The organism is Bacillus sp. SLBN-46 (assembly GCF_031453555.1).
Classification (GTDB): domain Bacteria; phylum Bacillota; class Bacilli; order Bacillales; family Cytobacillaceae; genus Neobacillus.
The window spans coordinates 3,873,064-3,885,199 of sequence record NZ_JAVIZM010000001.1; the positions used below are offsets into that span (position 1 = coordinate 3,873,064).

Genomic DNA, 12,136 nt, shown 5'->3' on the forward strand with positions numbered 1-12,136 from the left:
AAGATGATGCAGCTGCACCATCTTTTTATTTTTCCTTTAATTTTTCTAAATAATCAACTGCATCGTCGAAGGTATCGATAGGAATAATTTTCATTTTTGTCTTGATATCTCGTGCAGTTTTTACCGCTGCTCGATAGTTAGAATTTTTCGCTCCATTTTCATTAGGTGCTAAGAAAATTTCTGCACCTGCTTTATCTGCAGCTACAATTTTTTGTTCAATTCCTCCAATTGGCCCTACAATTCCATCTTCACTGATTGTACCTGTCCCCGCTATTTGGTAGCCTCTTGTTAAATCTTCTTTAGTCAATTGATTATAGATTTCTAATGAAAACATAAGCCCTGCTGAAGGTCCGCCAATTTCATCAGTTCTCACCTTTACCTTAGGATCAACAAGAATTTCCTTATCGTCCACTAAAGATATTCCAATACCAACCTTATTAGGATCCTCCTTGAAACGCTCAACGTTTAAAGTTTCTGTTTTCGTTATTTTATTTCTAGAAAAAGTTAAAGTGACCTTGTCTCCTGCTTTTTTAGTACCTACATACTCAATAAATTTTTCCGAGGAAGAAAATTGATGTCCATCTACTTTAAATATTCGATCCCCTGCATTGATCTTTCCTGCAGCCGGCATTCCAGGAATCACCTGGACAACATAAATCCCTTTATATTTATAATGTACAGGCAGATCGGCCTTCCGATAGGCAACCTCTATTGCATTAAGTTTTGAACCTGCCATTAAGTGAAGCTGTCTAGCATTATATTCTTCTTCTGTCTCTTTTTTATATAAGATCATTTCTAGTGGATATAGCTCTTCATATTTTAGAAGTTTGGCTTCTAAATATGAATAGATATTGGCTCGACCCATTCTGACGGTTGTTAGCATAAAATTCCCTTCATCCTTATACCCACCGTCTACCGTTATGATTGGTCCCAATTCTTTCGCCATTCCCGGTTTTGATACATAATAGGGTAAGGAAAAATACATTCCCCCAATTAATAGCAGTGTAATGAAAAGTACAGAACTTATATATATTTTTTTACGCATTGCTCATTGTTACCCCTTCCACTGTTCAATGACTGTTTCAATTTGCTTGATATACTTCTTTGCTTCTTCTTCACCAATATTGATAATCTCCTCAATATTCGTAAATGCCCGGGAACTGTAGTTTTCAACAGGTGGCCGAATCATGACATCGGCCGTAATCTCCCTGTTCCTGACTATTTCAGATTGCATGATATCAATACTCTGCATAATAACGTCATAAATAGAGGTAATTTCCGCATTACGTTTTACTCTTGATACATCTACAGCAATGACGATATCCGCTCCCATTTCCCTAGCGACAGATACAGGAACACGATCGCTAACACCTCCGTCTACAAGGATTCTTCCATTATTTTTTTCCGGCACAAAAATACCGGGAATAGAAATACTAGCTCTTACCGCATCCGCAACAGGCCCCTTACGAAAAACGATTTTCTCTCCTGTTAATAAGTCAGTGGCTACAATCCCGATTGGGAGGTTTAAATCTTCTATGTTTTTTCCATGGGTAAAAACCTTTATAAATTCCTTCACCTTTTTCCCGGATATAAAGCCCATCTTTGGTACCGTAAAATCCAAGAAATATTTTCTCTTAAAGGCAGTGGATAGTTTATATAGCCGTTCCATGTCAATACCTGCCCCATAAAAACTACCAACTAGGGCCCCCATGCTGCTCCCAGCGATTAAATGAATGGGAATTCCAGCATCCTTAAATGCCTTTATGACACCTAAATGAGCAAACCCACGTGCACCACCAGAACCAAGTGCCAACCCTATTTTAGGGTGCTCCATCTTTAGCTACCTCCCATGTATAGATGAACATTTCCTTCCATTGTAAAAGATAAATCTCGTTCAATCTTATGGTCTAAATTAACGTTCTATGAGTATATTTGTGTTATATGAGGACAAGTGTTCATATGATTATTAGGAATAATCTCTATTTTAGCATTGATAACATAAATTTGCACAATGTTACCAATCCCCTCGGAAGGAGGCCCCTCCATTGTTTCGGTCAAAGGTAAAAACACTTTTTCTTTCTTTATCTGTCACCATTTTAGCAGTATCTCTGATTTCTTATCCCCAGGAGTCATTTGATGCTTCGATTCGAGGCCTGAATATGTGGTGGGAAATTGTTTTTCCTTCCCTGTTGCCTTTTTTTATTGTTTCTGAAATGTTAATAGGCTTTGGAGTAGTGAAGTTTATTGGGGTGCTATTAGAGCCACTTATGAGGCCGCTTTTTAAGGTTCCAGGAGTCGGAGGATTTGTTTGGGCCATGGGAATGGCTTCTGGATTCCCAGCAGGTGCGAAATTCACCGCAAGACTACGCCAAGAAGGACACTTAACCCAGATTGAAGCAGAAAGGCTTGTTTCCTTTACCAATTCCTCAAATCCACTATTTATTTTTGGAGCGGTATCGGTTGGATTTTTCTATAATCCTCACTTAGGTGTCATCCTTGCTCTTTCACACTATTTAGGGAATATTTGTGTTGGGCTCCTTATGCGCTTTTATGGAAAGGAATCACCAGAGGTTGCTAGTGAAAAAAGAAAAAAGTTCAAGGTCAGATCTGCCTTGTCTGCATTGCATCAGACTAGATTGAAGGATAATCGCCCAATTGGCAAACTTTTAGGTGATGCTGTTAACTCCTCTATCCAAACCTTATTAATGGTTGGCGGTTTTATCATCTTGTTTTCCGTTATTAATAAACTGCTCTATCATTTACATATTACAGCAACATTGGCAAAAGCTGTTGAGGTAATACTGTCTTCCATCTCCTTTCCAGAAATGCTAAGTATCCCTTTTATTTCTGGTTTATTTGAAATTACCTTAGGAAGTCAATTAACTAGTCAGGTACAGGATGCCACCCTTCTCCAAAAAGCAATGATGACCAGTTTCATCTTAGGTTTTAGCGGATTTAGTGTTCAAGCACAAGTAGCAAGTATTTTAGCACAGACAGATATTAGGTTTCAGCCATTTTTTATTGCGAGAATCCTTCAAGGAATATTTGCCAGCTTGTTTGCACTTATTTTATGGAAACCCATATATGTGCGCTTTAATAGTAATGAACAGCCTTCTAATGCATTACCTGTAAGTTTTTTCGGGCAAGGATCGTGGGCTGATCACTTTTACCATAAAATGATTGAGATTGGCCCCCTCATAACGATCCTTTCACTTATGGTTTATGTCTTACTATTGTTTGCCAAATTAAAAAATCAAAAAAGCTAGGCAAAGGCCTAGCTTTTCATTTGTTTATCATTAAACTTTTTTTGTAATTCTTTTTCAACTATTGGAGGGACAAGTTCTGTAATTTTCCCATTGTACTTAGCAACCTCTTTCACAATACTGGAGCTTAAAAAAGAGTATTGGTTGTTGGTCATTATGAAAAAGGTTTCAATATCTTCATCTAACACCCTGTTCATTGAGGTTATCTGCATCTCATACTCGAAGTCAGAGACTGCCCGTAGTCCTCTAAGTATCGCGTTAGCCTTCACACTCTTTGCATAGTCCACAAGTAAACCAGCAAATTCATCGACCATTACATTAGGCATATCCTTAGTTACCTCTTTGATTAAACTAATTCGCTCTTCAACAGTAAAAAGTGGATTTTTTGCTGAATTGTTTAAAACTACCACATATACCTTATCAAAGACCTTGGCTCCTCTACGGATAATATCTAAATGACCGTATGTAATTGGATCAAAACTCCCTGGACAAACGGCTATACTAGCCAATATGACTCCCCCTTATTCCTCGCTGGTCCGAGAATAAATCGTCACAGCAATCATCCCATATTTTTCATGTTTTATTTGCGTAAGCTGTCCCACTGACTGTGGTAACTCTACGTCAAAGCTGTGTTCACAAACTATAATTCCATTTGTCTTAACAACATTCTGCTGATCCATTTTTTCCATTAAATTTACGAGTTGCTGCTTTTTATAGGGAGGATCTAAAAATATGTAATCAAAGTTAATCTCCCTTTTGATTAGGGCTTTTAACGCTCTCTCTGCATCATTACGGTAAACCTCTGACTGCTCTTCAAACTTACACGCCCTAATATTTTCATGTATGACTTGGATTGCTTTCGGCTCTCGATCAATGAAAATAACCCTCTCCAAGCCTCTACTAAGCGCTTCCAAACCTAGTCCACCACTTCCAGCAAATAAATCCAAACCTAGTCCACCGTCAAAATAAGGGCCAATCATATTAAATAACGCTTCTTTTACTTTATCGGTTGTAGGCCTTGTTGTATTTCCTGGAACAGCTTTTAAAGGTCTACCTTTACATGTGCCCGAAACGACTCTCACTAACATATCACCACATTTTTCGGAAATAATTTTTCTTTATCCATCCTATCATAATTAACAAAAAGTAGACAATCTGTTGTCACAAATCTTTTGATTGTAACAAGTTTACTAGCTAATTTTTGTTTCCAATGGAAATTTTTTAAAATAGACGTATAAGCTTAAAGGTTGTGGAAATAATGTTATTAACAACATCAATTCGAGGATGTTGTTGCCAACCGCGGAGAAGACTTACGTTTCCCCATAAGTTCTTCCTCCGGTTTCTCCTCTCCCTTTGCCTTCTATCCTTTAGAGGATGTGGAAGGACCCCGCAGATTATTCTGCGGGGTTTTTTTTGTTTATAGAAAATGGTAAAGTATTAATGAATTTAGCGTTTAAAGGAGAGTTTTCATTGATACAACGTTTTATTGAACTCGGAGAAGGATATTCAGATATTTATGAACTAATTGAGCTTGCTAAAGCCAATCAACATCGGCTTCACCATATGATGGCTCTTCATACTACGATAGATAACAAGGAGTTGACATCCTTAGTGGTTGTGTTAAAACCAACTGATCCAGGCAAGTTTCAACCTTTATACATTTGCCGTGAAGGAATACCAAACCCAAATATTTCACCTAATAAGAGATACTCACTTTTTTCTGAAACTGCAGAGGAATTGGGTAAACAAGTTATCCAACTATCTGTTAAACCATCTACCATCTTTAATGAAAAGGAATTATTCTATCAACACCTAATTGGAATTCTTAGATTGAATCACTACTTAGCTCCTCTTCAGTAAGAAAAGAGGTTGACACTTGAGTCAACCTCTTTTTATATACCCATTTTATAATCATATTCCTTTGCTTTGTCCGGTGCAGAATTCTCATACTCCATTCTCAGGAATGGTTTATAAGATGGCTCTACTTTTTTTACGAATGAAAAAGAATTTAACTTTTCCATAATGCCTTCCATGTCTTCTTGATTACAATACAAGACAACATATTTTAGTTTTTTTGAGACATAATGAACATTTCCAAAGCGACGTAGCATCTTAGCTTGTTTTAAAGAGTATAGCCAAACTACTAATCCTTGTCTTTGAACAAACATACTTTTTTCCCCTTCAGCAAAACCATCATTTTAGATAAGTCTAGCATATAGAAAAACAAAAAACCAGCTGAAATATGCTGGTTTACACTCATTAACTACACCCACAGCTACCCCCGCCGCCACAGCCAGCACCGTGATTAGATTCAAAAAATGGATTCCCTGAAGGAACTTTTATATGTTTAGAAACCGCGCCACCTACTAACAAGCTGATTTCATCCAATAGACTTTGCAAATCGTTTTCTGCTAATTTAAACTCAGCTACTAATGGGTCCAAATCCATTTCCCTCTTTACTTCACGGATTTGAGTCATAACCCGTTTATAATCAGGGTGATACTTCCCAAAACGTTGGACTTCTTCGTATAGCTCCTTTAGGCTTATAAAACGGTTAATTTTCCGTTGTGTTTCCTTATTACTTCTCAATTTATATAAACAAATCTGATATTGTTCCACTACATCGGATTCAAGTACCATCTTAGCTAACGCTTCCGCATTTTCTAATAATTCTATTCTTTCTATCGTAGCAAGCATGCGCCCACCTCCAAGGACATTTTACCATGAAAACTGGGAGAATGCGAAAACTTCATTTTAATTAGGGACATTTACCATAAATTCTTTCACCAATCCATAAGGCTCATTATTTAACTTAACAACCTCAAGCCTTACTTTATGCGTCCCTTGAGATAGTCCCTTAATTATAAACGCAGCAGTCGTTACCTCTCTATTTCGTTTGCCGTCAACCCAGATAACCATTTTTCCGATTTTTTGACTTGACTGGTTCGATTCTCTAAAGCTGATCCCAGTGACAATACATTCAACCAATACATCTTTCCCTTTTGTTTCGTGCTGTACTAATAATGTAGGTATTTCTTCTGCACTTGATTGAAAAACTGTTACCATTCCTTGCAATACAAGTAGAAGAACAATAGATGGTATAAACCTTTTCAAACCAATCACTCCTTTATAGTATTGTTCGCCTCCTTTTTGATTCTTAGTCTATTTCTCTAATAATAAAGTAGGGAAACCTCTCACGAGGCTTCCCCCTTATCAAACCGCACGTGCCCTATTAAGGCATACGGCTTACCAACATGTTACATTGAATACCTTGTTTTACCCTGTGCACAGTTAATCATTTGGACTCTTTTGGCTGTGAAGTAAACCTCTCCACGTTCTTTGGCTCTTTGTAGTTTTCTTTTATATTTCTTTTCTTGTTTTACCTTCATGTACTGAATGTAGTCCTCAATGGTATGTCCATATTGCTTTCCATAATAATATTGAAATGCTGGAACTAATCCAATCCTCGCAAAGAACTCTATTCCCCATTTTGTTTTCATCTTATGTCCTTTGTTTTGACTTGGATGGTCATGTATCATTGCTACTCTTAGTCTTCTTCTTATATAGCTATCTATGGCTAATAAGTTATCCCTGAAAACGTTGAAGAAACATGAAAATTCTCTTCCATACTTTTTATTCTCGTTAATCGCATTCCAAAGTGTTAAAAAGTAATTTACTTTTCCCCGTATTACTTGATTCACACGTTCAACCCACATTTCTTTGCTAAAAGTTAGGGATTTCATTGTTTTATCCTTTATCTTTTGGCGAAAGTCTTTCCATGTAGAATCCTTTGGTTTAGCTATGTAGTATGGTTTTCCATCTCTCTTCCTTTTCCTCCAGTGCTCAAAAGTGAATCCAAGGAAATCAAAATCATCATGGTTAAAATCGACGATTTTCGTTTTCTCGATGGAGATCTCAAGCCCTAATTCAGCTAGCTTTTGTTTTGTTATTGATTCTGCACGCACAATTTCCTCTTTTGTTTTGGCAAATAAGAGGAAATCATCGGCATATCTGACGAAGTGAATTCCATGGGTTTCAAGTTCCCAATCAAGTTCATTTAGAAAGAGATTCGCAAGTAATGGTGAAATCACACCCCCTTGCGGGGGTCCTGAGTCTACTTTGTGATACTTTCCTTCTTCCATGTAGCCCGCTTTAAGCCATTTCCAAATTAGATCGAGTATAGTTCCATCAGCTATATATTTATTAAGTATCTTCATCAACTTTTTATGAGGAATATTGTCAAAGAATCCCTTAATATCACAATCGTAAATATAATTGTAACCACTCTCGATATTCCAAGTAATGATTTGCATTACTCTTTTAGCTCCAAGATTTGGACGATAGCCGCATGACCATTTATGGAAAATGAGTTCTTCACATTTAGGTTCAAGTACATTAACCACAGCTTGCTGAACGATACGGTCTTCAATATTTGGTATCCCCAGTGGACGAAGTTTTCCGTTCTTTTTGGGAATATATTTTCTTCGTACTGGTGACGGGGTGTACTCTTTAAGTCTTAATTTCTGGAGTAACTGATTGAGATTCTTTTCTTCGTTACTTGCGTAACTTGTGACTGTTTCTCCATCTATACCTCCAGCCCCATTATTGCTCTTAACCTTTTCCCAAGCTGTTTTTAGCTTTCTATCGAAGAGAATTTGTCCATATACACTGTGCCATTTGAACTTTAGTTCTTGGTTCAATGCTTATTCCACACCTTTCATTGTGCACTTCCAGTACGTTTTTACCGAGGTAACGTATACTGTTATCATTACACACTTTTATAAATGTAGAGCCACGAGGTCGCTCCCCCTTCCGTTCAGATTACGTTTGGTCGCAATCTTACTTCCGTACTATGAGGGCGTCTGACTTCTCCACTTGTATTGATAACTTCGGATTTCCCTTATATATCAACACCTAAAGTTAAAGTGGAGACCTCACGGGGTCATCGCACTTTCCTTCTGAACATACCCAGCACCATCACTTGATAAGCCCTCCTTAGTCGACTGGTTCTTTGGCTAAGAAGCTTTAAAGTTCGGGCTTCCCGTTATTTTCGCACGGTCGCCGACTTATCTTGCCGTATGTGCTTCACGCTTTCGCATTTGGGTCTGCTCATCCGACTACGGGTCTCTCGATTTACCGCATCTCCTTCAAACACTACCTCACAGTAATGCCCTAGATTAGTCTTCGTAGGTTCTACCAGTATGCCTACGGGAGGACTTACACCTCCGAGAGAATAAACCTTCCAGGATTCGGGGTCTGTTATTACCGAAGTAACATAACCCAACCTTTAACAGTAAATTCATGCTTGTATTAAGCAAAGGTACGACTGCCCGTCGCACAAAAAAGGCCACATTTTTTTCATGTGGTCCCTGGTTAATTTTGGTTTTTCATTGCCTGAAACATTGAATACATCATCGATGCCATTTGCACACTATTTGAAAACTTTTCTACTTGGTGTGGGATTGTTTTCTTATAATGATGTAACGACGCAATTTCAAGTGATTGTAAGTCATAAGGATTTCTAGATAATTTTCGGTACCAATAGGGCTGCTCGCGTACAAACTGCTTTAAATCCTTTTGATTTTCTAAATAATCAAGTACCTCTCTTCGCATAATCTAATTCCCTTCTATTAGTCTTTTCGAAATGAAAAAGGATGTTTTGGCCCCTCTGGAGTCTTGACAGGACCTGCTGCTGCATTCGGATTCCCTCCTTGAAACTGTGCAATAACACCTTGAACGGCACCTAGTGCCTGACTTAGATTATTAATATGATTTTGCATTTGGTTTGGGTCCATTTTCTTGACCATTCCCATAATATTTGACATCCAATCTCCCTTAGCACTGCTGCTCTCTGCTTCAGGTTCCGAACGTGTTTCTACACCGATGGTTTCCCAACGTTTATCATCTTCACCCAATAAGTACCAATCTTCATACAGTTCTTGCCACGTGGCCTTTCCATTCCGAACTTCCTTAATAATATTTGGATTGTTTTTAACAAATTCTTTGAATTGCAGTACGGAGGGATGTAATTTTTTTTGCGACATTTCTCTCACCTCTGCCCATATATATTGCCAATAATACAATATGTAAGAAAAGTAGAAATGTGAAATGCAAATGGAAATGAAATTATTTATAAATATATATCTTAGTGGTAAGATGACTTAAGAAAAAGAAACGAAAGAGGTAATTATTATGAAAGATGCATTACACCAATTATTAGATTCTTGTATTGAGAATGGGACACAAACCGACTTAGATGCATTACAACACTTACTTGAAGGTGTTCAAAAAAAGATTATTCAAAACAAAAGCACCTTTATTGACGGAATCCTCCATATGGAAAGAACTTTTGATCAAAATACCTGTGAAATTACGATTCCAGTAAATTCTGTCCTTAATAATAATCTAAATATATTGCATGGGGGTATTACAGCAACAGTACTGGACACCGCCATGGGAAGCTTGGCCAATTATTATCTCCCTGAAGGATTCGGTGCCGTCACAAATCAGCTTAATATCCACTACACAGCCCCTGGAACCGGAGACGTACTACGCTGCAAAGCGGAAATTATCCATCAAGGAAGCAAAACCATGGTTATATCTGGGGAAGCCTATCGAAGTGACGGCAAAAAAATCGCCCATGCAACAGGAACGTTTTTTATTATAAGTAAATAATAATGGAGGAGGCTTCTTAAGAATGGTCACCGCCATTGTAATACCAATCATTTGTCTTTACTTTTATTGGCTTACAAAAAAAGAGATGAAAGAACAAGATAATAAATGGCTTTCAGTTAGTAATATACCCAAGGAATCCATATTAGCTGGTGAAATAAAGAGCATAAATGAGGAAAAACAACGCTTTTATTATCATCGATACATATATGTACAAACACTAAAACTCCAGACAGCGACCAAATTAATTACCGCTAAAAAAATCACTCCAATAACTAAAAGTATTAAGTTAAATTCTTTTGTTGTTGGGGAACACATTCGTATGTTCGGTAAGTGGGAAGGTTCTACCTTTCTATTTAGCCATTATGAAATGGATAAAAAACAAAAAGGTGACCAATAGTCACCTTTTTTCATTGTTAAGTCTATTCAACTTTTTTAATAAAGTTCTGTGTATAGTATTTTTGGAATACACCAATTCCAATATGTGAAAAATCTTTATTTAATAAAGAATCCCGATGTCCTTTACTATTAAGCCATCCTTCCACTACTGCAGGTCCATCTGTGTAATTTGCAGCAATATTTTCGCCAGCTTCTTGATATGCTACTTTAGCTGTTTGTAATCGCTCGGTAAGGTCCCCAAATTTCTTGGACGTATGGGCAAAATCATTGTTTTCGGACATATCCTTACTATGTCCATATGCAACTTCTGCTGTTTGTTCGTCCCATCTTAAAGGTTTCAGTTTGTTTCTTTGTCGCAAAACATTGGTAATATCAAAGATCTCTTGCTCCGTTCCGATTTCAATACTCCTCCATTTTTCATCTGAAAGTACAGGTTCTTCGACTAACTCTCCTTGATAAACTAATTCATATGGACGCTGTTTAATGAGTGTTTTAGCATCTAGGAACCGGACACTTGAAAGGTTACCTGTAAATTTGTCTATATAAAGCTGGACATAAATATCGCCCAACTGAACCATTGGTCGAAGATTTAGATCAGTGTCATTGAGCTCAAAACGGTAGGTAGTACCCTCCCAATCCAAATTTATATTTGTATCAATGTATTGAGTATTAAAAATTTCTTCCACTGGCTGACCAATTTCAAAAGGAGCAACATCTAAGTTTTCACCAATTGCAAAAATGGTTACCACTTTATTATTTTCAACACCTACCTGCAGATATCGCTTGTAGTTTTGATTATAGATATACCATTGATAGCCGTATAATGATTCATCCTTACGCACTGGTGTTCCAAATTCTTTTTCTAAAAAGGAAACATCTTGCCCAATCATTAGAGCTAAACCCTCTTTCGGCTTTTCGGACGATGTTTTTTTATTTGACTTTAAATCTGGACTTTGTGGTAAAGATATCTTACTTTCTTGCGTGTGATCTTCCTTTATCAAAACATCATTTCCAGTTTTTTCATTTATACTAACATAAAAACCTATGGATAAAAACACAACTGAGAGTATCAGAATTCTAACAAGCGTTCGCAGAGGTTGTCACCCTCTCTATTCCTTTTTCTATCATTATATGTATAGATAAGATAATTATATCATCTATACCCTGATAAGTAATAGATATTATCGAAAATGTCTGATAAAAGAAGAAAAAACAGGTACAAATAGTACCTGTTTTAGAGAAAAATCCTATTGCCTATATAATAATTTTAATGTTGTATCCCATGCTCAGAAATCTCTGTTAAAGCTTCCTTTGCTTGATCATCAGATAATTCACGAACTGCAAAATCACCAAGTGAAACAATACCAATTAACTTATCGCCTTCTACAACAGGTAAACGGCGAATTTTGTGCTGAGCCATTAACTTGGCAGCCTCTTGGCTTGTAGCTTCAGGGGAGATGGTTATCAGCTCACTACTCATGATATCTTCTACCTTAGTTGACCCAGGATGTTTTTCAGCGACACCTCTAATAACAATATCACGGTCAGTAATCATTCCTACTATCTTTTCTTGATCAACAATAGGAATTGCCCCTACATTAAGTTCTTTCATTTTAAGGGCTACTTCGTACATATTATCTAGTAAGGTACAACACTCAACATTGTCTGTCATAATATCACGAATTTTTTCCATTAATTTTACCCTCCAAGATTTTCAAATATACTCATGACCATATTTTATATTTTCCAATCATGAATGTTTTATTCGATGAATGAATTCATTGCAAGTTGAAACATTTTCA

Annotated in this window: 16 protein-coding genes; 4 read left to right on the top strand and 12 right to left on the bottom strand. The window is 37.0% G+C overall.

Features of this window, described 5'->3' with window-relative positions:
• Nucleotides 1–25: 25 nt before the first annotated feature.
• Complete coding sequence (locus QFZ87_RS19670; protein ID WP_309865254.1) at nucleotides 26–1,045, bottom strand: SepM family pheromone-processing serine protease; 1,020 nt, start codon at nucleotides 1,043–1,045, stop codon at nucleotides 26–28.
• Nucleotides 1,046–1,054: 9 nt separating this feature from the next.
• A complete protein-coding gene (locus tag QFZ87_RS19675; protein ID WP_309865257.1) occupies nucleotides 1,055–1,834 on the bottom strand; it encodes a patatin-like phospholipase family protein in 780 nt (259 codons plus the stop codon).
• A gap of 211 nt (nucleotides 1,835–2,045) precedes the next feature.
• Here QFZ87_RS19675 and ylbJ point away from each other — a divergent pair, with 211 nt between their 5' ends.
• Nucleotides 2,046–3,266 carry a sporulation integral membrane protein YlbJ gene (ylbJ, locus tag QFZ87_RS19680; protein WP_309865260.1) on the top strand — a complete coding sequence of 407 codons (1,221 nt, stop codon included), beginning with the start codon at nucleotides 2,046–2,048 and terminating at the stop codon, nucleotides 3,264–3,266.
• Nucleotides 3,267–3,274: 8 nt separating this feature from the next.
• Here ylbJ and coaD read toward each other — a convergent pair whose 3' ends face one another.
• A complete protein-coding gene (coaD, locus tag QFZ87_RS19685) occupies nucleotides 3,275–3,772 on the bottom strand; it encodes a pantetheine-phosphate adenylyltransferase (protein ID WP_309865263.1) in 498 nt (165 codons plus the stop codon).
• Between the two features lie 12 nt (nucleotides 3,773–3,784).
• Complete coding sequence (gene rsmD, locus QFZ87_RS19690) at nucleotides 3,785–4,345, bottom strand: 16S rRNA (guanine(966)-N(2))-methyltransferase RsmD (protein WP_309865267.1); 561 nt, start codon at nucleotides 4,343–4,345, stop codon at nucleotides 3,785–3,787.
• 388 nt (nucleotides 4,346–4,733) lie between these two features.
• Here rsmD and QFZ87_RS19695 point away from each other — a divergent pair, with 388 nt between their 5' ends.
• Complete coding sequence (locus tag QFZ87_RS19695; protein WP_308080283.1) at nucleotides 4,734–5,123, top strand: DUF7147 family protein; 390 nt, start codon at nucleotides 4,734–4,736, stop codon at nucleotides 5,121–5,123.
• A 32-nt stretch (nucleotides 5,124–5,155) separates the two neighbouring features.
• On the opposite strand, the gene QFZ87_RS19700 is transcribed toward QFZ87_RS19695, so the two are convergent.
• The 6 genes from QFZ87_RS19700 to QFZ87_RS19725 form a co-directional block, all read right to left on the bottom strand.
• Nucleotides 5,156–5,431, bottom strand: a complete 276-nt coding sequence (locus QFZ87_RS19700) for a YlbG family protein (RefSeq protein ID WP_308080284.1) — start codon at nucleotides 5,429–5,431, stop codon at nucleotides 5,156–5,158.
• 91 nt (nucleotides 5,432–5,522) lie between these two features.
• Entirely contained in the window at nucleotides 5,523–5,960 is a 438-nt protein-coding gene (locus QFZ87_RS19705; protein WP_309865271.1) for a YlbF/YmcA family competence regulator, read from the bottom strand.
• 57 nt (nucleotides 5,961–6,017) lie between these two features.
• Nucleotides 6,018–6,377, bottom strand: a complete 360-nt coding sequence (locus QFZ87_RS19710) for a hypothetical protein (RefSeq protein ID WP_309865273.1) — start codon at nucleotides 6,375–6,377, stop codon at nucleotides 6,018–6,020.
• Nucleotides 6,378–6,520: 143 nt separating this feature from the next.
• Nucleotides 6,521–7,963 (bottom strand): group II intron reverse transcriptase/maturase, encoded by a 1,443-nt coding sequence (ltrA, locus tag QFZ87_RS19715; RefSeq protein ID WP_309865275.1) that lies wholly within the window; start codon nucleotides 7,961–7,963, stop codon nucleotides 6,521–6,523.
• Nucleotides 7,964–8,636: 673 nt separating this feature from the next.
• Nucleotides 8,637–8,876 (bottom strand): YlbE-like family protein, encoded by a 240-nt coding sequence (locus QFZ87_RS19720; protein ID WP_308080287.1) that lies wholly within the window; start codon nucleotides 8,874–8,876, stop codon nucleotides 8,637–8,639.
• 17 nt (nucleotides 8,877–8,893) lie between these two features.
• Nucleotides 8,894–9,307: a YlbD family protein gene (locus QFZ87_RS19725; RefSeq protein ID WP_309865277.1), complete on the bottom strand. Its 414-nt coding sequence runs from the start codon at nucleotides 9,305–9,307 to the stop codon at nucleotides 8,894–8,896.
• A 148-nt stretch (nucleotides 9,308–9,455) separates the two neighbouring features.
• Here QFZ87_RS19725 and QFZ87_RS19730 point away from each other — a divergent pair, with 148 nt between their 5' ends.
• Nucleotides 9,456–9,938, top strand: a complete 483-nt coding sequence (locus QFZ87_RS19730; protein ID WP_309865279.1) for a PaaI family thioesterase — start codon at nucleotides 9,456–9,458, stop codon at nucleotides 9,936–9,938.
• Nucleotides 9,939–10,023: 85 nt separating this feature from the next.
• On the top strand, nucleotides 10,024–10,335 hold the full coding sequence (locus QFZ87_RS19735) for a hypothetical protein (protein WP_309865281.1): 312 nt from the start codon (nucleotides 10,024–10,026) through the stop codon (nucleotides 10,333–10,335).
• Between the two features lie 22 nt (nucleotides 10,336–10,357).
• Here the strand turns inward: QFZ87_RS19735 and QFZ87_RS19740 are convergent, their stop codons facing one another.
• Both QFZ87_RS19740 and QFZ87_RS19745 read right to left on the bottom strand, forming a co-directional pair.
• Entirely contained in the window at nucleotides 10,358–11,224 is an 867-nt protein-coding gene (locus tag QFZ87_RS19740; RefSeq protein WP_309865283.1) for a CAP domain-containing protein, read from the bottom strand.
• Between the two features lie 377 nt (nucleotides 11,225–11,601).
• Nucleotides 11,602–12,027 carry a CBS domain-containing protein gene (locus QFZ87_RS19745; protein ID WP_308080292.1) on the bottom strand — a complete coding sequence of 142 codons (426 nt, stop codon included), beginning with the start codon at nucleotides 12,025–12,027 and terminating at the stop codon, nucleotides 11,602–11,604.
• Between the last annotated feature and the right edge of the window lie 109 nt (nucleotides 12,028–12,136).

Coding starts and splice junctions, on each gene's coding strand:
- QFZ87_RS19725 (WP_309865277.1), bottom strand. CDS start 9,307: ATGTCGCAAAAAAAATTACATCCCTCCGTACTGCAATTCAAAGAATTT.
- QFZ87_RS19735 (WP_309865281.1), top strand. CDS start 10,024: ATGAAAGAACAAGATAATAAATGGCTTTCAGTTAGTAATATACCCAAG.
- QFZ87_RS19705 (WP_309865271.1), bottom strand. CDS start 5,960: ATGCTTGCTACGATAGAAAGAATAGAATTATTAGAAAATGCGGAAGCG.
- QFZ87_RS19720 (WP_308080287.1), bottom strand. CDS start 8,876: ATGCGAAGAGAGGTACTTGATTATTTAGAAAATCAAAAGGATTTAAAG.
- QFZ87_RS19670 (WP_309865254.1), bottom strand. CDS start 1,045: ATGCGTAAAAAAATATATATAAGTTCTGTACTTTTCATTACACTGCTA.
- QFZ87_RS19740 (WP_309865283.1), bottom strand. CDS start 11,224: ATGATTGGGCAAGATGTTTCCTTTTTAGAAAAAGAATTTGGAACACCA.
- QFZ87_RS19730 (WP_309865279.1), top strand. CDS start 9,456: ATGAAAGATGCATTACACCAATTATTAGATTCTTGTATTGAGAATGGG.
- QFZ87_RS19675 (WP_309865257.1), bottom strand. CDS start 1,834: ATGGAGCACCCTAAAATAGGGTTGGCACTTGGTTCTGGTGGTGCACGT.
- QFZ87_RS19745 (WP_308080292.1), bottom strand. CDS start 12,027: ATGGAAAAAATTCGTGATATTATGACAGACAATGTTGAGTGTTGTACC.
- QFZ87_RS19700 (WP_308080284.1), bottom strand. CDS start 5,431: ATGTTTGTTCAAAGACAAGGATTAGTAGTTTGGCTATACTCTTTAAAA.